Origin of the sequence: Methylotenera versatilis 301, assembly GCF_000093025.1 — a bacterium.
GTDB classification, from domain to species: domain Bacteria; phylum Pseudomonadota; class Gammaproteobacteria; order Burkholderiales; family Methylophilaceae; genus Methylotenera; species Methylotenera versatilis.
This window is the reverse complement of sequence record NC_014207.1, coordinates 752,029-774,419: the sequence shown is the minus strand read 5'-3', so window position 1 is coordinate 774,419 and position 22,391 is coordinate 752,029. Positions and strand designations below refer to the sequence as shown.

Here is a 22,391-nt window from a genome sequence, read left to right as displayed (position 1 = left end):
GACGCTGCTAGTGCATGTTTTCAAAAGCACAAAATACTACTCAAGCTCATTCATGTAGTGATGGTTGTCTGTTACGCATAATCCCAAACGCCATTCCATAGGCTTATCGCCGTAAGTAAATGAAACACGCTCTATACTAAGGATTGGCTCGCCTTCTTTTAAACCTAAAGCCTTTGCCACCTCCCCTTTAGCCCCTACCGCTTTTAGGCGCTCTTCAGCACGTATCATGCGTACGCCAAACTCTGACTCATACATGCTATACATCGAACCATTATTTTCTTCTACACGTGTACCATTCAGACCCTTAAATGGCGCCGCGGGCACGATAATGTGATCAAAAATCAATGGCCTGCCTGAAAACGTAAGTAAGCGTTTTATTTCTATAGTCGATGCGCCTGCTTTTAAATCAAGAATTTGCCCCATGCGCACGTCAGCTTTGCCTTTGGTACAAGAAATAAACTCGTTTTGCAGCAACTCTTTTTGCCCATCTTGCGAAGTCAGCCTTAAAAAGCGCAACTTCATACCTTCTGCGCTGTGCGTTGCCACAAAAGTACCCTTGCCTTGGCGACGAATAAGGATATTTTCAGTAGCCAATGCGTCAATGGCTTTTCTTACTGTGCCTTGACTCACCTTATAGCGGCCCGCCAATTCAATCTCGCTAGGAATCATGTCACCTGGGCGCCATTCACCACCGATTAAGCTTTGCGTAAGCAACACTTTAATCTGATCATATAAAGGCTTATAGCTTGGCGAATTGTAGTGTTTATCTATCATGGTCTTTGCATCTCACTTAAGTTGAACAAGAGGTTAAGCTGCCATTAATTAACCGCAATTTAACGTTGAATTCTATTAGCGATATTTATATCACGAGTATTTACAATAGTCTAGCATTTTATATCTTATATAAGACATAAGATATATATTGACATTTTTTATTTTCTCTCTATATAATCGGCTTAGCTTTAAAACAATTAAAACTAAAGGTAACAAAATGGCTCAATATTTTCGCCCTAGGCGCTCTATGCTCTACGTACCAGGCTGCAACACGCATTACCTTGAGCGTGCGCGGACGTTACACGCCGATTCAGTCATACTTGATTTGGGTGACCCTATATTAGTCGAACGCAAAGAAGAGTCACGCGACAACGTAGTTCGCTTTGTGAATGAAGGCGGCTATGGCTCACGTGAAGTCGTAGTGCGCGTGAATGACCTTATATCAGAATGGGGTCCTGATGATATTAAAGCCATCGCAAAAACCAAAGTAGATGCAGTTTTGTTTCCCAATATTGAATCTCGCGAAGATGTATTAACCGCGCTTTCATTACTTGATGCTGCTGGCGGTAGCCACTTACCTATTATGGTAATGATAGAAAGTCCGATTGCGGTGTTGAATGCGAAAGAAATTGCTGCAGCCTCTGATCGCATCGTATGCATTGTGATGGCGACATCTGACTTAATTTCACAGCTACATGCGCGTGTAACTCACGAACGCTCAGCGATTTTAACTTCACTTTCATTAGTGATTTTAGCTGCTCGCGCTTATGGTCACGCAGTGGTAGATGGCATCACTAGCGACTTCAAAAATATGCATTCTTTTGAATATGCATGCCGCTTAGGTCGCGATATGGGTTTTGACGGAAAATCATTAGTACACCCTGCACAACTTGCCTACAGCAACGATGCCTACACGCCACAAACCTCAGAGGTGTCACACGCGCGCGAAATCATCGCCGCGCTAAAAGAGGCGAATGAACAAGGTAAAGGTACCGTTGTAGTAAACGATAAATTAGTAGAGCGCCACCATGTGAGAGCCGCTGAGAGACTATTAAAACTCAACGAAATGATTAAGACTTTGGAAGAAAGTCATGTCTAATACCACTAATAAAATGACTACAAGTAAAATCAATGCGGGCAACTTTTTTGAGGATTTTCACCTCAACCAAGTGATTCATCATGCTACGCCACGCACGATTGCTGAAGGTGAAATGGCGCTATACATCGCACTCACAGGCGCACGCCAAGTACTGCATTCAGCTGATACGGTTGCTCAATCATTAGGCTACAACGCTAGACCTGTAGATGATTTATTAGCCTTTCATATTGCATTCGGTAAAACCGTACCTGATATTTCTGTGAATGCCGTTGCCAACCTAGGTTATGCAGACGTGCGCTTTTTACAACCTGTACATATTGGCGATACGCTCAGCACCACTTCAACTGTGATTGGCTTGAAACAAAATTCTAATGGCAAGTCTGGCGTCGTTTATGTGCGCTCGGTTTCCATCAACCAATTACAACAATCTGTGCTTTCATGGGTGCGCTGGGTGATGGTGCACAAAAACAACTTAGATGCACCAGCCCCTGAAACCGTTGTGCCAAACTTGCCTAGCCATGTACCTGCTGAAGAACTGAGCGTGCCTAACTTTTTGGATGCCAGAAAATTCAATACTGCAGTCACAGGTGGTCAGTATTTATGGAATGACTACGCAATTGGTGAGCGCATCAATCACCCAGCGGGTATGACAATTAGCGATACCGACCACACACTTGCTACTAAGCTATATCAGAACAATGCACGCTTACATTTTGATGATCTGATGATGAAAAAAACCGCATTTGGCAGACGCTTGATGTACGGCGGCCACATCATTTCATTATGCCGTGCGCTGTCAAATGATGGCTTAGAAAACGCGCTTTGCATCGTCGCGATTAATGGCGGTACACATTGCAATCCATCATTTGGTGACGACACCATTTACACATGGACCGAAGTGCTAGATAAATGGGACGTGCCGAATCGCAGCGATGTTGGCGCTTTGAGATTACGCATGGTCGGTGTAAAAAACATGCCAGCTGACGCACTAGAAAGCACACAGATTACCACTGACGGTAAACAGACTTACCACCCGAACGTAGTGTTAGATTTAGATTACACCGTGCTAATGCCACGGAAACCAAATTAAAAAAGACTCTAGATAAAAGACTTAGCAAACTTAGCATAGAAAACTTAGGAAGATACGATGACAACCACACAACAATTAGTTCACCCTAAAGACGCTCTATTCGGCGGGGAAAAATCATTTCCTATCATTCCATCATGCGAGCACTTTGCGGGGAGTGAAAAGCTAATACTCAAAGCCTTGTCTATGCAAGATACCGTCGGACCCGTATTCGATATCACTTGCGATTGCGAAGATGGCGCACAAGCTGGACAAGAGCGCGAGCATGCAGAAATGATAGTGCGCGTTTTAACAAGCGACGCCAATAAACACAAAATGGCAGGCTCGCGCATTCACGACTACACCAATAGCTACTGGAAACAAGATGTGGATATTTTGGTGGCTGGAGCAGGCAAAGTTTTAAGCTATATCACCATTCCAAAATGTACAAGCTACGCGCAAGCCAGCGAGATGATTGCATACATTCAAAAAATAGCCACTTTCAATGGCATCGAGCGTGTGATTCCAGTGCATATCCTGATTGAAACCCACGGCGCATTAAAAGCCGTGCATGAAATCGCGACATTGCCTTGGGTGCAAGTACTGGACTTCGGTTTAATGGACTTTGTAAGCGGCCACCATGGCGCGATTCCAGCCTCCGCAATGCGCAGTCCAGGTCAGTTTGATCACCGATTATTGGCAAGAGCGAAAGCAGAGTTAGTTGCAGCAGCGCTGGCAAACGGCGTAGTGCCAGCGCACAACGTGACTTTAGACCTGAAAAATGTAGAAACTACGCACTCAGACGCTTCACGCGCACGCAACGAATTTGGGTTTTTACGTATGTGGAGCATTTACCCAACGCAGATTGAAGCGATTGTCGATGCCATGAAGCCTAACTTCGACGAAGTACAGGATGGCGCGAATATTCTACTAGCTGCGCAAAAGGCAGACTGGGGCCCGATTCAATACGATGGCGAACTTCACGATAGAGCGACTTATCGTTATTTCTGGGAAATTTTACAAAAAGCCAAACTCACCAAAGTGGCGATTCCAGCTGAGGCAACTCAGGCCTTCTTCAGTTAATTTTTAAATTTATAGACTTTAAATATAGCCCAAGGTAATTCACATGACACAAGCAGCCACAGCAGGGGCACGATTTCGTGCCGCCCTAAGCGCCGAAAAACCGCTACAAATTATAGGTGCAATTAATGCCTACCACGCCATGCTTGCCACCCAAAGCGGCTTTAAAGCGCTCTACCTATCAGGTGGCGGCGTTGCTGCAGGCTCACTTGGCTTGCCTGATTTAGGCATCTCAACTTTAGAGGATGTGTTGATTGACGTGCGCCGCATCACCGATGCCGTTGACACGCCATTACTAGTGGATATTGATACTGGCTGGGGCGGTGCTTTTAACATCGCTCGCAGCGTAAAAAGCATAGCCAAAGCGGGAGCGGCTGCGGTGCATATTGAAGACCAAGTTTCAGCAAAGCGCTGTGGTCACCGCCCAAACAAAGCCATTGTCAGCTTAGAAGAAATGGTAGATCGCGTAAAAGCTGCGGTTGATGCCAAACCTTACGATGATTTCGTCATTATGGCGCGTACTGATGCTTTGGCAGTGGAAGGTTTGCAATCTGCCATCGACCGCGCATGCGCATGCGCTGAAGCTGGCGCTGATATGATTTTCCCAGAAGCAATTACTGAACTCAGCATGTACAAGCAATTTGCTGAGGCAGTCAAAGTGCCTGTGTTAGCCAACATTACCGAATTCGGCAGCACGCCTTTATTTACGGTTGATGAGCTACGCGAGGCGGATGTAAGCATGGTGCTATATCCACTTTCAGCTTTCCGCGCGATGAACCAAGCGGCGCTTAACGTTTACCAAGCAGTAAAAAATGACGGTACGCAAAAAAATGTAGTCGACACCATGCAAACCCGCATGGATCTTTACGATCACTTGGGCTACCACGCCTTTGAGCAAAAGTTAGACGCTCTATTTAATCAAAACAAAGCTTAAAGGAGAAAAGTAGCATGAACGCAACTACTCAAACCACTATTCAACCAGCGAGCAGCGATGCTCCTAAAAAGAAAAAAGGCGTAGCACTGGCAGGGGTTTCTGCTGGTACCACTGCCATTTGTACGGTTGGGCATACTGGTAACGATTTACATTATCGCGGTTACGATATTATTGAACTAGCTAAAAGCGCTACTTTTGAAGAGGTCGCTTACCTGCTGATTCATGGTGAGTTGCCGAATAAAACTGAACTCTCGGCTTATCACGCTAAACTAAAAAAGCTACGCGACATTCCTGCTGCACTGAAAACCGTGCTGGAGCAAATTCCAAAAAATACGCACCCTATGGATGTGATGCGCACAGGTTGCGCCATGCTGGGCACCTTAGAGCCTGAAGCGGCTGACCGCAATACCAAAGCCGCACAAGATTTAGGCGACAAACTAATCTCGTGTTTTGGCTCAATTTTGCTCTACTGGTATCACTTTAGCCACAATGGCAAACGTGTGAATTTGGAAACTGACGACGATAGCATTGCAGCACACTTCTTACATGTGCTGCATAGCAAAGCACCAAGCCAATTACACATAGACGCGATGAATACCTCGCTAGTGTTATATGCAGAGCATGAATTCAATGCATCAACTTTCACTGCACGTGTGATTGCTGGCACATTATCTGACATGTATTCATGCATCACTGGTGCGATTGGCGCTTTACGTGGTGCGAAACATGGTGGCGCCAATGAAGCAGCCATGGAAATCATCGAACGCTATAAAAATGCCGATGAAGCAGAAGCTGATATTTTAGAGCGCATGGCGCGAAAAGAAATCATTATCGGCTTTGGTCATCCCGTTTACACAATCGCAGACCCACGAAATGAGTCAATAAAAGCCGTTAGCCGCAAGTTATGCGAAGATGCCGGCAATATGACGCTTTTTGAAGTCTCAGCACGCATTGAAGAAGTGATGTGGCGCGAGAAAAAAATGTTCCCAAATCTAGACTGGTATAGCGCCTCCAGCTACCACATGATGGGTATTCCAACTGGCATGTTCACCCCGATTTTTGTGATTTCACGCACGACTGGCTGGGTTGCACATGTGATTGAGCAGCGCATTGATAACAAAATCATTCGCCCAAATGCTGAGTACATTGGCCCAGATAACCGTGCTTATGTGCCGCTAAGCCAAAGATAAATCTATCTAAACTCGTCATTCTGAGCATAGCGAAGAATCCAGTTGTAAAAGTAACCGTTATGGATTCTTCGCTATGCTCAGAATGACGAAATATAAAAAATTTAAATCATTCAAATAAAGGTTTTCTAAATATGTCAGCCCACATTTCAAACGTACGCCCTGCACCAGACCAAGTGATTGTCGATATCGCCAATTATGTGGCTGATTACGAAATTAAATCAGACGAAGCATTCGACACCGCGCGCAACTGCTTAATGGATACACTAGGTTGCGGTTTTGAAGCCTTAGATTACCCAGCTTGCACCAAATTACTAGGCCCAGTGATTGCTGGCACCGTAGTGCCGAATGGTGCAAAAGTACCTGGCACATCTTTTCAGTTAGATCCAATTTTAGCGGCTTTCAACATTGGCGCGATGATACGCTGGTTAGATTTTAACGACACGTGGCTAGCCGCTGAATGGGGTCACCCATCAGATAACTTAGGCGGCATTTTAGCGACTGCTGATTACATTTCACGTAAAAATGTAGCTGAAGGAAAGACTGCGCTGACAATCAAAGACGTGCTTACAGCCATGATTAAAGCCCATGAGATTCAAGGCGTATTAGCGTTAGAAAACAGCTTTAACCGCGTAGGTTTAGACCATGTGATTTTAGTGAAAATTGCTTCAACGGCTGTAGTGACAAAACTGCTAGGTGGTAATAAAGAAGACATCATTAACGCAGTTTCTAACGCATTTGTAGATGGTCAAAGCTTACGTACTTACCGCCACTCACCGAATACTGGCTCACGTAAGTCATGGGCGGCAGGCGATGCAACCAGCCGTGCCGTTCGATTAGCGTGGATGACCATGCAAGGCGAAATGGGCTACCCATCAGCATTGACCGCCAAAACATGGGGCTTCTATGATGTGTTATTTAAGGGCAACGCATTTAAATTTCAACGTGGTTACGGTTCATACGTGATGGAACAAGTATTGTTTAAAATCTCATTTCCAGCTGAATTCCATGCGCAAACCGCTGTGGAATGTGCAATTCAATTACATGCGCAAGTGGGCAAGGAGATTCAAACACTAGAGCAAATCGCACAAATTGATAAAATCGTGATTACTACACACGAATCAGCGATTCGCATTATCGATAAAACTGGTCCACTAGATAACCCAGCTGACCGTGACCACTGTATCCAATACATGTCTGCCATTGGTTTGCTAAAAGGCAACTTAACTGCGCAAGATTACGAAGATGCAGCTGCGGCAGACCCACGCATCGACGCAATTCGTGCAAAAATGGTATGTGTAGAAAAAGTTGAATACACGGCTGATTATCTAAACCCAGAAAAACGCTCAATCGCAAACGCGATTCAAGTGTTCTTTAAAGACCATACAAGCTCAGACAACATCGCCGTGGAATACCCAATCGGTCACCGTCGCCGTCGCCGTCAAGGCATCCCAGAACTAGTGAAAAAATTCCAAGTGAATTTAGCACGCCGTTTTGATGCAAAAAAACAGGCGGATATTTTAGCTTTATGTTTAGACCAAACTAAGCTAGAAGCAACGCCAGTCAATGTGTTTGTAGATATGTTAGTCGCTTAATAAACCAAGGTGTGCAAATGACTTCTTATTTGCGCACCTTTGACTATGAGGGCTATAGGCCACAACACTTTATCCACAAAAGTAGGCCACAAATAGCCTTTTATTGTTTCAATCAATTGTAGTAATCATATCGTACCCTATCACTATCTTATAAATCGCCTTACAAAGTAATGAGGCGTTTGCAAGTTAGTAGATAGATTATGATAGACATTCAACATTTTATATATCGCGAAAGCGACCCTACCCCACTGCTCTACGGCGTGTATGACCCTTGGCTGGTGGCCTTGTCTATTGCGATTGCAATTGGCACATCAATCCTCGGCATGCAGCTTGCACGTGTCGCACACAACCAAACATCTCCACTACTCAGACAAGTCTCTATCATCGCAGGCTCGATATCGCTTGGTGCTGGGATTTGGTCCATGCACTTTATTGGCATGATGGCTCTCAGTCTTTGTACGCGCGTTAACTATGATACGTTGACGACTATATTATCAATGGCACCTGGGGTATTAGCCTCTTGGTATGCGCTGCATTTACTCTCTGGCGAAAAGTTTACGTATCCACGCTTACTATTAGGTGGGCTGATTGTAGGTGCAGGCATAGGCACCATGCACTACACGGGGATGCTGGCCATGCAAATGGCACCTGTTTTAAAGTTTGATTTTCAGTGGGTACTTCTTTCTGTCGTAGTAGCTGTGGTACTGGCAACGAGTGCGCTGTGGGTCAGCTTGCGCCTCAACCAGCAGCAACGAATATCACCCATCTACACACTAGCTACGGGCGGCGGTCTGATGGGCATTGCGATTGCCGCGATGCACTATACGGGCATGGCCTCGGCACGTATTACTGGGGTAATCGACCCTATGTATGATGCTATCAACAACCACTCATCTTCGTTATCGCTTGGTATTTCGCTGGTGACAGTACTTATTGGCGTATTAGCTGCGTCTATCAACGCGTTGATTCGCTACAGGCAAATGTTGCGCTCACTGCAAAACAACCAATCACGCCTGAGCACCATTTTGGATACTGCAGTAGACGGCATCATCACCATCGATATGAATGGCCGCATACTCTCATTCAACCATGCTGCAGAACAACTGTTTGGTTGGCAAAGTGCGGAGATTGTCGGTCAAGATACCGCCATACTCATGCCAAAAGCTTACCATGTGCGACACAATCATTTTTTAAAGCATTTTGGTGAAGCTGGGCAAGCTAAAATTCTAGGCGTTGGCCGCGAGGTGACGGGAGTGCGCAAAAACGGCTCAACCGTTCCAATACGCTTGGCTATCGGCAAAGCCAAGATCTCTGGTGAAACCTTGATTTTTGGCTTCATCACTGACCTTACGCAACGTAACGCCATGAAAAAAACGATGCGGGAGCGCGATGAGCAGTTGCGCTCACTGATGTCAAACATTCCAGGCGTCACATTCCGCTGCCAATACAATCAAGACTGGCGCATGTTAGTCATTAGCGACTCTGTCAAAGATTTAACGGGGTATGCGGCAGAGGAGTTCTTAAAAAATGGTCTATCTTGCACCCTGTTCACGCACACCGAAGATGCTGCACGTGTCATTGCAGAGATACAGACTGCACTCGCCAATGGCGAACACTACGCTATTGAATATCGTATCAAACATCGTGATGGCAGTGAAAAATGGGTCTCAGAAATGGGTTGCGCTATTCGCGACAAATCCGGTGCGGTACAAATGCTGGATGGAGTGATTCTGGACGTGACTGAGAGCAAACTCAGACATGCAGAATACGAAAGCATTGCGCGCGCTATCAACCAGTCAACAAGCGTAGCTGAATTTAGCATGAATGGTACGATTTTAGATGCTAACGCTACTTTTTTAACGCTTCTAGGCTACGAAAAAAACGAAGTGATTGGCAAGCACCACTCTATTTTTTGCTCTGCGCAAGACGCCGCTTCAGCCAGCTATCGCAACAAATGGGAAGCACTTAATCGTGGCGAGTTTGTGCAAGGCGAGTTCAAGCGCCTTGGTAAGAACGGCAGCGAAGTTTGGATACATGCATCCTATAGCCCTTTATTAAATGCTGATGGCAAACCAAGCAAGGTGTTGATGTTCATGATTGATATTACTGAACGCACCCGCATGGAAAATGACTTAAAACTAGCCAAAGACAAGGCAGAACAAGCCGCCAGCGCCAAGGCGACCTTTCTTGCCAACATGAGCCATGAAATCCGCACCCCCATGAATGCGATTATCGGCTTTAGCGAGATCATGATGGATACCGAGATGCAAGACGAGCAACGGCGCTACATGAATACCATCAATAACTCCGCAAAGTCATTGCTACACCTGCTAAACGATATTTTAGACAGTGCTAAACTAGAAAAAGGAAAACTAGAGCTGGAAATAGTAGATTTTTCGTTGTATGAGCTAGTAGATAGCATCGTTTCTACTTTGTGGGTGCAAGCCAAGCGAAAAAACCTAGATCTCCAACTCGAACTGGATCCTAACACCGCGTCCTACTATTTAGGAGCGCCAGATCGCATCCGCCAAATACTGATGAACCTGCTCGGCAACTCCATTAAGTTTACCGAGCATGGTTATGTGAAATTAGTCGTCAAACAGTTAGATAATCACGAGCTATCATTTTCGATCATCGACACTGGCATCGGCATTCCACAAGACCGTTTAGACGTGATTTTTGAGCCGTTTACGCAAGCTGACTCGTCTATGAGTCGTAAATTTGGTGGCACGGGTTTGGGTACTACGATTAGTAAACAACTCGTCGAACTGATGGGTGGTCGTTTGACTGCAAAAAGTGAAATTGGCTCGGGCAGTTGTTTTACCATGATTTTGCCTCTTCAACCTGGCACTGCTCAAACAATGAAGGCACATCAGCATGAGTATCCATTGCCAAAAATGCACATTCTTGTTGCAGATGACGTTCGCCAAAACCTCGACTTAATCAGCATATTGCTCGGCCGTAGTGGTCATCAGATTACCACCGCCAACGATGGCGTCGAGGCTATCCATCTGTTTAATCAGCAGGCCTTTGATTTAATCATCATGGATGTGCAAATGCCTCAACTCGACGGACTAAGTGCAGCATCTCAGATTCGTGTCGTTGAGGTGGAGAAAAACCTCACGCGCATACCGATTATTGCGCTCACGGCCAGCGTCCTGCAAGAAGACCGCGCCGCTGCATTCGAGGCTGGCATGGATGGCTTTGCAACCAAACCTATCGATATCAAAGCGCTTACCCGCGAAATGATGCGCGTACTTCATTTAGATCATGCAATTCTAATAGACGATGATAGCGTGCCTACCCACAATGCACATGTTGAAGATGGCATCATTAACGTGGGAAAAGGCTTGGCTTTATGGGGAAGTGAACGTCTTTACTTTCAAGAGTTAGAACGAATTTCGGCCGAAATACCTTTACAAATGTCGCGCTTGAATAGCGCGCTAGAGAACAAAGAGGCCAAACAGCTTGCCGCATTGGCACACTCGAACAAAGGTGTTTGTGGCAATTTAGCACTGCCTACGCTATACGCAAGCTTTTCTGCGTTAGAAAAACAAGCCTTAGCAGAGGATATGGATAGCATAGCCAGCACCATCCAAAACATTGCAGTCGCTTGGGATAGCTTTAACACTCAACTAAGCGCTCACAAAACAGCGCCATCAACCAACTCACCGAAAGCTGCGGTCGCTACAGCATATGATGCACAGGCGCTCCAGACGCTCTTATCAGAGCTTGCACGAGCCTCTCAACAAGCAGAAATAGACGATAAGCGCATGCAAGCTCTCAATGAGATGGCACCAGCTTTTTATCAACATGCCACCCAACATATTTTGAATGCACTCAACGATTTTGAGTTTGATCTTGCCTCTGAGCGCATCGCGCAACTGCAAGCGCAGATTCAAGACGAGGCTCACCAATGACACATCCTGCAAAACTATTACCAAAGTTACTGATCGTTGACGATGAGCCTACTAACCTCAAGGTACTTAAACAAGTACTGCAGCAAGACTACCGCTTAAGTTTTGCCAAAAACGGTGTCGATGCGCTCGAACTCGCAGCTCGAGAACTACCTGATTTGATTCTTCTGGACGTCATGATGCCGGAGATGACAGGCTTTGAGGTCTGCCAGCAACTCAAATCGCAACTCAATACACAACACATTCCAGTGATTTTTGTCACAGCGCTCAAAGACGAAGTGGATGAAACCAAGGGTTTTGAATGTGGTGCAGTCGACTACATCACCAAACCAATCACACCAGTGATTGTCAAGGCACGTGTACGTACACACCTTTCGCTGGTGAGTGCTGAAGAGCTAAAAAAAACACATCTTGAGCTGATCCAACGTCTGGGTCGCGCCGCCGAGTATAAAGACAACGAAACTGGCATGCACGTCATGCGCATGAGCCATATTTCAAAAATCCTCGCACTGGCATTAGGCTTTAATGAAGACTTTGCCGATAAACTGCTGCAAGCCTCACCCATGCATGACATCGGCAAGATTGGCATCCCCGACCACATCTTGCTAAAACCAGGACGTTTGGATGATGAAGAAATACGCATCATGCAGCAACACCCACTTATCGGTGCAGAAATCTTGGCTAACACCAAGTCTGAGCTTATTCAGCTCGCCCATTCTGTAGCACTTTATCATCATGAAAAGTGGGATGGTAGCGGCTACCCCGCTAAGCTTCAAGGTGAGAAAATCCCTATCGAGGGCCGCATCGTCGCCGTAGCTGATGTGTTCGACGCACTCACCAACAAACGCCCTTATAAAGAAGCTTGGTCTGTGGAAAAAACTATGGATCTTATCAAAGAGCAGAGCGGCAAACATTTTGACCCTCAAGTCGTGGATGCCTTGGTGCGCGAGCTAGATCATGTCTTGCAGACAGTCGGGCAATGGCAAGATATTTAAAGAGTTTTCGCCCGCCCAACTCAAACCTGCATGATGATTGCGGTTGCGCTCAAAAACTAATTTTCATGGATTAAGCCTGCTAATCAGCGTAAAATGACGTTTTCTTAACACGCTTATTTCTTCTCGCTATGTCACTTACTACGCTCAATGCACTCTCTCCTCTTGATGGCCGCTATCAAACTAAATTAGACGCTTTACGCCCTTACTTTAGCGAATATGCGCTGATTAAACACCGCGCTTGGGTGGAGGTGGAATGGCTTAAAGCGTTATCTGCGGCTAAAGATTTACAAGAGATTGCACCATTCACTGCAGAGACGATCAAAGAACTAGATGATGCCATTGCTAACTTTAGCGAAGTCGATGCATCACAAGTTAAAGCGATTGAAGCGCGCACGAATCATGACGTAAAAGCGCTTGAGTATTGGCTTAAAGAGAAATTTGATGGCAATCTTGAAATTAAAAAAGCCAGCGAGTTTATTCATTTTGCTTGCACTTCTGAAGACATCAACAATTTATCACACGGCTTAATGCTAAAAAGCGCGCGTGATGCGGTGATGTTGCCATTTCTGACGAACTTGATTTCACGCTTAACTGATTTATCGCATGAGCTTGCTGACCAATCTATGCTGTCACGTACACACGGCCAAACAGCATCACCAACCACCATGGGTAAAGAGTTAGCTAACGTAGTGTATCGCCTGCAACGTCAACAAAAGCAGCTTGAAGCCAATGAAATTCTAGGCAAAATCAACGGTGCTGTAGGTAACTTCAACGCGCACCTTTCTGCATATCCAAATTTCGATTGGGAAAGTTTTGCTAAGAACTTCGTTGAAAGTTTAGGTTTAACTTATAACCCAATGACCATTCAAATTGAGCCGCATGATTACATGGCTGAGCTGTACGATTGCCTAAGTCGTATCAACACGATTTTGATTGATATTAACCGTGATATTTGGGGTTACATTTCGGTAGGCTATTTTAAACAAAAAGTAAAAGCGGGTGAAATCGGCTCGTCTACCATGCCGCATAAAGTGAACCCGATTGACTTTGAAAACTCCGAAGGTAATTTAGGTTTAGCCAATGCTGTGTTGCGCCATTTAGCTGAAAAATTGCCTATCTCACGTTGGCAGCGCGACCTGACAGACTCAACCGTGTTGCGCAATATGGGCGTGGCTTTTGGTTATACGCTTTTAGGTTACGACTCTTGCTTACGTGGCTTAAACAAACTAGAAATTAACCCAGAAAAGTTGGCATCAGACTTGGATAACAGCTGGGAAGTATTAGCAGAACCGATTCAAACCGTGATGCGTCGTTATGGTATTGAAAATCCGTACGAGCAACTTAAAGAACTCACACGCGGTAAAGGTGGCATCAACAAAGCTTCTTTACACATATTCATTAGTGGCTTAAACATTCCTGCCGATGCAAAACAAGCGCTACTAGAAATGACACCAGCAAGCTACACTGGCAAGGCTGCGGAGCTAGCACGTACCGTTTAGCTCTACGGTTGCTATTTAGCCAAATTACAAGTCAGGCAAACAATCAAAGGTAGCCTACACTTGAGAAGAATCCTTTTAATCTGTTTTTTGTGGCTTTTTTGGACTCTGCCTGTGCAGGCAGAGTCCGCACATTATCAGGTTGAAATTACCGCACCACCACCTCTCAAAGACTTACTGCAAAAACATCTGGATATGGTGAAGTGGCGCGACAACCCACGCATGAATCCTGCTGAATGGCAGCGTCTATTCTCACAAGCCCCCCAAAACATCAAAGATTTAATCGCAACTGAAGGCTATTTCGCAGCAAAAATCAGCCCAACATTTGAAAACCAAAATGGCGTGTACGTCGCCAAGTTTGTAGTTGAAGCTGGCGCGCCTGTTTTAGTCGGCGATGTGTCGTTGAAATTCACTGGCGACATTGCCACTCAAGCAGCAGATGCCAAGCCTAGTATAGAAAAATTGCACGAAGTGTGGCTACTAAAAAAAGGCGAACCATTCCGCCAAGAGGATTGGAACCAAGCCAAACGTAAGTTATTGACTGAGTTTTTAGTGGAGCGTTACCCCAATGCCAGCATTAGCAGCAGCAAAGCAGAGGTTAATCTTGAAACGCAGACCGTTGCCCTTAGTATTGAGATAAATAGCGGCTCTGCGATTAGATTTGGCGATACAACAATAGTAGGCTTAAAGCGTTACAAACCTGGAGTGGTTGAGAACCTTAACCCCATTAAAGCAGGACGTATTTATAACCAGTCTGACTTGCTGACTTTTCAAACGCGCTTGCAAGAAAGCGGTTATTTTCAGAGTGTAGAAGTGACTGCGGACACACTCAACTCAAGTAATAGTGCTGAACCTAATATCGCGCCGATTAAAGTCACAGTCATCGAAAATCGCAGCATCAAAATGGGTATAGGCGCTGGGTACAGTACCAATACAGGACCGCGCTTACAGCTATCGGTAGATGATTTAAACTTGTTTAATATGGGTTGGAGATTAAGTAGCAACCTTAAATTAGAACAGGACGCGCAGGTGCTTACCAGTGAAATTCATCTACCAACCACTAAAGCAGGTTACCGAGATAGCCTGAACGGAAATGTATCTCATACACTGGTAGAGGGCCTAGATTCCACCGTCACGCAAGTTGGCGTTAAGCGGGCATGGGGCGATAGAAAACGTGAACAATATGTGAATGCAAATTTACTCACAGAAAGCACCAAGGTTGATGGTGCAGGGAATGAAAGCACTTATGCGGCCACACTTGGCTATGGCATCATACTTAGACATACCGATAACGATCTCAACCCAACACGTGGTTATCTATTGAACGTGCAGTTCACTGGTGCGCCAACAACCTCTACGGCTAATGGTAGCTTCTTGCAAAGTCATGTTAAAACGCAAGCCTACTACCCGATCACCTCTAGCACCCAACTCATCGCACGAGCTGAAATTGGTCTGGTAAATGGCAAAAACAGCGCCCCTGAATTATATTTATTTCGAGCAGGCGGCGACCAGTCTGTACGCGGTTATGCTTACCAAAGCTTAGGTGTGACAGAAGGCGATGCCACCGTAGGCGGACGCTACATTGCAACAGGCAGTGTTGAAGTTGTGCAATGGCTTACAAGCCAATGGGGTGCGGCAGTGTTTGTGGATGCAGGTAATGCCGCCAACACACTGCAAGATTTGTCACCAGTGTATGGTTATGGTGTAGGCGCACGCTGGAAAAGCCCTTTAGGCCCGATTGGTGCTGATATTGCTTATGGTGAAGCGACTGGTGAGTATCGGTTCCACTTTAATATAGGGGTAGCTTTCTGATGTTACGCCGCTACTTAACGCTATTGATGATTGGTCTGACCTTGCTTGTCACTTCAGCGCAGGGTGAAATGTCGATTAACGCCAATGCCAGCCTCGATACCTTCCATTATGACCTTGATAACATTCACCTGAAGCTTGAAAAATTAGATGCCAGCTGGCAGTTCTCACCATTTGGCGATGGCAAGCTGTTGGTAGATAAGATGCGCGCAAAACGACTTACGATTACAGTAGGCGACGGCACAGCTAAGTCTAAAGACTCAGGATTGCCTGAACGCATCAAACCGCCATTTTCCATTCAAATTAGGCAAGCTGAAATTGCCGAAGTATTAGTGATTAAGAATGGCGAAAAACAAACGTTCAGCAACCTAAAACTGAATCTTGAAGCTGATGCGAAAACCATCAAAATCAACACCTTAAATGCCAGCACGCCTTGGGGTGAAGCTTCAACCACATTGCAAATGAGTACTGCAAAACCGTTTCCACTTAACGGAGTGGCTAATCTCAAAAAAGCTGACGCTAGCACGCCCTACGATGTGAAGGTAGATCTATCTGGCGATCTGCAAACCTTGCATTTTAATAGCAACATAATTCTCGCTAAACTCAACAATCAATTAGCAATATTCCAAACTCAGCAAGCAAATACGCCCACCGCAGCGCTAGTGAACATCAAAGGTCAACTTGGCTTGGCGGATGATTACCCGTTCTCTGCCAACATCACGATTAATGAACTCAAACCTGAAAACTTTGGCAGCTACCCAACGGCAAAGCTCAATTTTGATATTGTCGTACAAGGTAAATTTTTACCAACCTTGGAAACCACCATTCAATTTGCTGCGCGAGATAGCCAATGGCAAGAGCAAACCCTGCTTAGCAGTGGCAACATCAGCATCGAAGGCAAGCAAATTCGCAATATCGACCTGCAGGCAAGTATCGCCAACAATATCATTAAAGCCAATGGCAGCCTTGGTCAAGCCGACAGTAAGCTTGATTGGCAGGCTGATTTAGCAGATTTAAGAAAATTTGGCACAGATTATTCTGGCCAAGCAAATATGAGCGGCACAGTGACAGGTACTTTTGAGAATTTAGCACTGCAATTCAAACTACTGGCAAAAAATATCAGCCTGCCAAGCGGGTTTAAAGCAGACAAACTAGAAGGTCAGGCATCGATGATGGCTGATGAAAATAGTCAGGTGAGCGGTGAATTTACAGCCCGCAACCTGCAATACGGCAAGCATCCGGTGGTGGATGGCAAGCTGACTTTACAAGGCACGCGAGCGAAACATCAAATAAACCTAACGGCGCAAGGCAAAGAGTTTAAATTTGAAAGCACGCTGCAAGGCGGCTTAATTGCCGCAACAAATCGCTGGCAAGGGTTATTACAAAGCCTCACTTTAGATGGCGCTACCCCTATCAAACTTACCGCGCCAGCATCGCTGTCATTAGACACGAAAGGCGCAACACTCGAGCAAGCACACATAAAATTAAATAAAGGCAATCTGTTCATTGACCTTATAAAATTTGACTCCAATGGCTTTGCAAGCACAGGCCACGCAGATGAATTGGCGCTAGACGATATACCCGCAGAGTTATTCATATTGCCATCGACACTAGAAGGCAGCCCTACGTTTTCAGCTAAATGGGATATAAAAGCGACGGATAGTTTAAATGGCAATATTAACTTATGGCACGACACTGGCGACTTCACCATGACCACAGCCGATGGCAGCAAGAAGCCACTTGGTTTGCAAGAGGCAAAATTTGATGCCAAGTTTGTAAATAATCAAGCCGAGATTAGCACTAGCCTTAATGGGCAAAATATTGGCTTTTTAGAGGCTAGTTTAAGCACCACATTCACCAAAGTAAACGCTGGGTTTGCCCTGCTCGCCAGCGCACCGCTGACATTAAATGGCAAAGCGCAATTACAAACACTTGCATGGCTGCCAATGCCAACGTCATTGATGGATGCCAGCTTTGATGGTCATTTGAATATAACCGTTGCCGCTAGCGGCACACTAGCAGCACCCAATTTAAGCGGTAATGTAGATGGTAAAAACCTGCAATTTTCGCTACCGACAGAAGGCGTAAGCTTTACCAATGGCGAGTTGCAAGCCAGCTTCGAGCATGACAAGCTGCTTATTACAAAAGCCACGTGGCAAGGCGGCGACGGTCATTTACAAGCGACAGGATTTTTACTGCTCGACACTGCTCGTTTAGACACCGCTAATTTAGATAAAACAAAGCCACAAATAGACCTCGACTGGTCAGCCCAAAACTTCACAGCAATCTCTCGCGCTGACCGTTTACTCATCTTAAATGGTACGGGCAAGACCACGCTAACAAATGACCTGCTTATGATTTCAGGCAACTTCAAGGTAGCGAAAGGACTAGTCGAACTGTCTGACGAAGACACACCAGTCCTTGGTGATGACGTTGTGATTCTAGGGCAAACTGATACAGTCCCCGAACCTGCACTCAAAATATTACTTAACGGATTACGCATCGATTTAGGTGAAGAGTTCACCTTACGTGGCCGTGGGCTGGATGCGCAGCTGACCGGTGCGATGACCTTAACCGGTTTAACACAGTACCGCCCACATACCGAAGGCATTATTCAGGTAAAAGAAGGCTCGTATTCAGCGTATGGTCAAAAATTAACCATAGAGCGTGGCATTATCAATTTTAATGGCACTGTAGATAATCCTGGCTTGAATATCAGAGCCATGCGCAACACAACACCAGTCAATGCAGGTATCGAAGTGACAGGTACGGCTTTCATCCCCATCACCAAATTAGTTTCCGACCCAACTGTAGCGGATAGTGAAAAGTTATCTTGGCTGGTGCTAGGTCACGGCATGGATCAAACCAGCAAAAATGACTATGGCTTACTCTCTTTAGCTGCTGGCGTTTTGCTCTCGCAAGGGCAATCCGTGCCATTGCAAACACAGTTAGCCCGAGCTGCTGGCTTAGATGAATTTAGTTTTTCTGGCGGTGATGCAGATAGCGCAGCCGTCGTATTTGGCAAACGGCTTTCATCAAGGCTATATCTTAGCTACCAAAAAAGCATCAGCGGACTTTTAGATGTCGCCAGACTCACCTACAACATGACCTCACGCTGGTCACTGCGCGGAGAAGCAGGCACAGAAAGCGCCGTGGATGTGCTGTATACTTTTAGCTTCAAATAACTAATCAACATAATTTAACCAGATGAACGAAATTCTAGTCTTATATTACTCACAAGGTGGCGCCGTTCGTGAAATGGCGCAGTTGATTGCACGTGGTGTTGAAAGCGTAGCTGGTATCAAAGCGCGCATTCGCACGGTGCCAAAAGTTTCAGCGAATTGCGAAGCGACTGAGCCAGACATTCCGAGCAGTGGCGACCCTTACGTAGAGCTAAGCGATTTAGAAGAATGCATAGGCTTAGCACTTGGCAGTCCTACTCGCTTTGGCAATATGGCGGCGGCTATGAAATACTTTTTAGATGGTACCGCTGGCTTGTGGTTAAAGGGCACGCTTATCGGCAAGCCTGCATCAGTATTTACCAGTTCAGGCTCTATGCACGGCGGTAACGAAACAACCTTAGTAACCATGATGTTGCCATTGATGCACCACGGCATGCTGATGGTGGGTTTGCCCTATTCAGAACCCGAGTTATCTAGCACGCAAACTGGCGGCACACCTTATGGTGCAAGCCATATTGGCGGCACGATGGACGATAAAGCCATTAGCGCAGATGAAAGAAAACTATGTTTGGCATTAGGCAAACGGTTGGCGGAAACTGCATTAAAACTTTCAGTTTAGAATCTCTGCGCAAGATTATTACCGAACCAACGCCTAACTCGTCATTCTGAGTGTAACGAAGAATCCAGTTTGCACTAGCCCATAAACACTAGACTCTTCGTGTCACTCAAAATGACACATATAATTTCATACAAATATTTTTGTAAACAATGTACATTGAGAATAAATAATGACCTTGGCAAAAGAAGCCTTACAGTTCTTACGTTCTACCCATAGCGGCGTTCTTGCTACGCTTTCTGTTAAATTTGCAGGCTATCCATTCGGCTCAATCGCGCCTTTTGTGTTGGATCACAGTGGTCAACCCATTATTCTTATCAGCACCATTGCAGAACACACTCAGAACATTATTGCTAACCCAAAAGTGTCATTACTAGTGTTTGCAGGCGATGACGATTTACAAGCGAACGGGCGCCTTACACTCATGGGCGAGGCAAAAAAAATAGATAAAGAAGATGCCAATTTACGCGCACGCTATTTGCGTTACATGCCGCAAGCCGCAGGTTATTTTGATATGCATGATTTCAGTTTCTATCGTATCGAAATTGCCCAAGCGCGCTATATTGCTGGTTTTGGCAAGATGGGCTGGATTTCAGGAGATGCGATGCAGCCTGCTGAAGTTACAGAAAATTCACCTCTTGCCGCGCAAGAAACTTCCATCATCGAACACATGAATACCGACCATGTGCATAGCTTGATTGCCTACAGCAAGCATTTCCACAATGTGAGTGCGACGCATGCGGAAATGTTGGGCATCGATGCCGATGGTTTTGATGCAAAAGTAAATATTGAAGATGGTAAAACACAAGTTTTGCGTTTCAATTTTGATCAGCCCATTCATGATGCGCAATCTGCGAGAATGGCACTGGTAAATATGTCGAAAGTCGCAAAAGTATGATGCAAAAACCGAGCATACAACAACTTCAGCTAGGCGCTAGCACTAGCTTAATCGCGCTCATCCTGCTTTGTTTGGCATGGGAAGGGGTTCTGGCGCCATTTAAACCTGGAGGTTCATTACTGATATTCAAAACTCTGCCATTGCTACTGCCTTTGTTTGGCATTCTGCATGGCAAGCGCTATACCTACAAATGGGCAAGTATGTTTATATTGCTATATTTTACCGAGGGTGTTGTACGCGCTTGGTCGGACGTTGGGTTGTCAGCCAAATTAGCGCTATTTGAGGTGTCACTCACCGTAATATTTTTTGGATGCGCTATTTATTATGCAAAATTTACCCGTGCAAAATAAATAGGTAAAGCTACCTACTTAGGAAACAACTTACCCGGATTCAAAATATTATTCGGGTCAAACGTTAACTTAACGGCTTTCATTAAATTAATGGTTGTTTCATCAATCTCACGTGAAATAAATGGACGCTTCGCCATGCCAACGCCATGCTCACCCGATAGCGTGCCTTGCAGAGAAAGCACCAAACTAAACACATCATCTAAGCACTCATAAGCACGTTTCATTTCATCAGCATTATCAGGATTGACCAATAAATTCACATGAATATTACCGTTGCCTGCATGACCAAAATTCACGTTTGAAATCTTGTATTGCGCGGCTAGTTTCTCTAAGCCTGTTAACAATTCAGGTAGATGTGACACCGGCACAGCAATATCTTCATTGATTTTCTTCGGTGCAATATCTTTAAGCAATGGCGATAAAGCCTTGCGTGCAGCCCATAATGCTTTGGTATCTTCCGCAGGTTTTGCCTCAATCAAGCCATCTACTTGGCACGCTTGCAGAATCGCCTGCGTGGCTTCAATAATCTCTTGCTGCGCACCATCGACCTCTATCATCAAGTAAGCGCGGGCATTTTCTGGCAACAGGTTTTTATGGCGACCACGAATCAAATTCAAGGCGCCGTTATCTAAAAACTCCAATGCACTTGGCGTATATGGCTGCGCCATAATCGCTGCAATCGCGCGCGCGCAACTGGCAGTATCAGCAAACTCAGCAGTTATGCCGCCAGTGTGTTTTGGCAAAGGGGTGAGCTTAAGTGTCGCCTCAACAATCACGGCCAGCGTACCTTCAGAACCAACCAATAATCGCGTTAAATCGTAACCGACCACACCCTTACTGGTGTAACAACCTGTTTTAATGATATCGCCATTACCTGTCACCGCTTTTAAACCGAGCACATGGTCACGTGCAACACCATACTTCACAGCATGTGGGCCTGCGGCGCAAGTCGCTAGATTACCGCCTATGCTGCAATAAGCCGCACTTGATGGATCTGGCGGCCAAAAGAAACCGACGCCTTTAATTGCATCTTGTAGCTCTTGATTTAGCACGCCAGGCTCAATAATCGCCATACGATTATCTGGGTCTACACTGATAATTTTATTCATGCGCTCTAAGGACAAGGCCACACCACCGGCTTCTGGCACACTACCGCCCGCAGTGCCCGTGCCACGACCACGCGGCACCACTGGCACTTTGTGAGCGTTGCAAAGCTTAATCACCGCTTGCACTTCGGTGGTATTCAGCGGAAAAACCACGGCGATAGGCGCATGAAAGATGCGCGAATTATCATAAGCATAGGCGTAGCAATCTACTGGATCGGTATAGACCTGTGCGATAGGCAGAAGCTGCGCTAGCTTAGATAAAAAATCAGCAGATGACATGTAGGCGC

The 22,391-nt window shown here is 45.6% G+C and carries 16 protein-coding genes; 14 read left to right on the top strand and 2 right to left on the bottom strand.

Annotated elements, in window-relative coordinates:
* Positions 1–36: 36 nt before the first annotated feature.
* A complete protein-coding gene (locus M301_RS03575; RefSeq protein WP_041359751.1) occupies positions 37–771 on the bottom strand; it encodes a GntR family transcriptional regulator in 735 nt (244 codons plus the stop codon).
* A 220-nt stretch (positions 772–991) separates the two neighbouring features.
* Here M301_RS03575 and M301_RS03570 point away from each other — a divergent pair, with 220 nt between their 5' ends.
* From M301_RS03570 to M301_RS03505, 14 genes are all read left to right on the top strand, one after another.
* On the top strand, positions 992–1,873 hold the full coding sequence (locus tag M301_RS03570; RefSeq protein WP_013147391.1) for an HpcH/HpaI aldolase/citrate lyase family protein: 882 nt from the start codon (positions 992–994) through the stop codon (positions 1,871–1,873).
* Complete coding sequence (locus tag M301_RS03565) at positions 1,866–2,963, top strand: MaoC family dehydratase (protein WP_013147390.1); 1,098 nt, start codon at positions 1,866–1,868, stop codon at positions 2,961–2,963. Before M301_RS03570 ends, M301_RS03565 begins: the two co-directional genes overlap by 8 nt.
* Positions 2,964–3,020: 57 nt before the next feature.
* Positions 3,021–4,022, top strand: a complete 1,002-nt coding sequence (locus M301_RS03560) for an HpcH/HpaI aldolase/citrate lyase family protein (protein WP_013147389.1) — start codon at positions 3,021–3,023, stop codon at positions 4,020–4,022.
* A 43-nt stretch (positions 4,023–4,065) separates the two neighbouring features.
* Complete coding sequence (prpB, locus tag M301_RS03555) at positions 4,066–4,953, top strand: methylisocitrate lyase (RefSeq protein ID WP_013147388.1); 888 nt, start codon at positions 4,066–4,068, stop codon at positions 4,951–4,953.
* A 14-nt stretch (positions 4,954–4,967) separates the two neighbouring features.
* A complete protein-coding gene (prpC, locus tag M301_RS03550; protein ID WP_013147387.1) occupies positions 4,968–6,143 on the top strand; it encodes a bifunctional 2-methylcitrate synthase/citrate synthase in 1,176 nt (391 codons plus the stop codon).
* 131 nt (positions 6,144–6,274) lie between these two features.
* Complete coding sequence (locus tag M301_RS03545) at positions 6,275–7,735, top strand: bifunctional 2-methylcitrate dehydratase/aconitate hydratase (protein WP_013147386.1); 1,461 nt, start codon at positions 6,275–6,277, stop codon at positions 7,733–7,735.
* 200 nt (positions 7,736–7,935) lie between these two features.
* Positions 7,936–11,655 carry a PAS domain S-box protein gene (locus tag M301_RS03540; RefSeq protein WP_013147385.1) on the top strand — a complete coding sequence of 1,240 codons (3,720 nt, stop codon included), beginning with the start codon at positions 7,936–7,938 and terminating at the stop codon, positions 11,653–11,655.
* Positions 11,652–12,647 carry a response regulator gene (locus M301_RS03535; protein WP_013147384.1) on the top strand — a complete coding sequence of 332 codons (996 nt, stop codon included), beginning with the start codon at positions 11,652–11,654 and terminating at the stop codon, positions 12,645–12,647. Before M301_RS03540 ends, M301_RS03535 begins: the two co-directional genes overlap by 4 nt.
* Positions 12,648–12,775: 128 nt before the next feature.
* The gene (gene purB / locus M301_RS03530; RefSeq protein ID WP_013147383.1) at positions 12,776–14,146 is read left to right on the top strand and encodes an adenylosuccinate lyase; all 1,371 of its coding nucleotides are present in this window, start codon (positions 12,776–12,778) and stop codon (positions 14,144–14,146) included.
* A 111-nt stretch (positions 14,147–14,257) separates the two neighbouring features.
* Positions 14,258–15,955, top strand: coding sequence for an autotransporter assembly complex protein TamA (locus tag M301_RS03525; protein WP_238524662.1), 1,698 nt, complete (start codon positions 14,258–14,260; stop codon positions 15,953–15,955).
* Positions 15,955–19,137 (top strand): translocation/assembly module TamB domain-containing protein, encoded by a 3,183-nt coding sequence (locus tag M301_RS03520; protein WP_013147381.1) that lies wholly within the window; start codon positions 15,955–15,957, stop codon positions 19,135–19,137. Before M301_RS03525 ends, M301_RS03520 begins: the two co-directional genes overlap by 1 nt.
* A gap of 22 nt (positions 19,138–19,159) precedes the next feature.
* The gene (gene wrbA, locus M301_RS03515) at positions 19,160–19,753 is read left to right on the top strand and encodes an NAD(P)H:quinone oxidoreductase (protein ID WP_013147380.1); all 594 of its coding nucleotides are present in this window, start codon (positions 19,160–19,162) and stop codon (positions 19,751–19,753) included.
* Positions 19,754–19,922: 169 nt separating this feature from the next.
* A complete protein-coding gene (locus tag M301_RS03510; RefSeq protein ID WP_013147379.1) occupies positions 19,923–20,648 on the top strand; it encodes a HugZ family pyridoxamine 5'-phosphate oxidase in 726 nt (241 codons plus the stop codon).
* Positions 20,645–20,998 (top strand): DUF2069 domain-containing protein, encoded by a 354-nt coding sequence (locus M301_RS03505; protein ID WP_013147378.1) that lies wholly within the window; start codon positions 20,645–20,647, stop codon positions 20,996–20,998. The genes M301_RS03510 and M301_RS03505 overlap by 4 nt, the downstream gene beginning before the upstream one ends.
* Positions 20,999–21,012: 14 nt before the next feature.
* On the opposite strand, the gene M301_RS03500 is transcribed toward M301_RS03505, so the two are convergent.
* Positions 21,013–22,383 carry an FAD-binding oxidoreductase gene (locus M301_RS03500; protein ID WP_013147377.1) on the bottom strand — a complete coding sequence of 457 codons (1,371 nt, stop codon included), beginning with the start codon at positions 22,381–22,383 and terminating at the stop codon, positions 21,013–21,015.
* Positions 22,384–22,391: the final 8 nt, after the last annotated feature.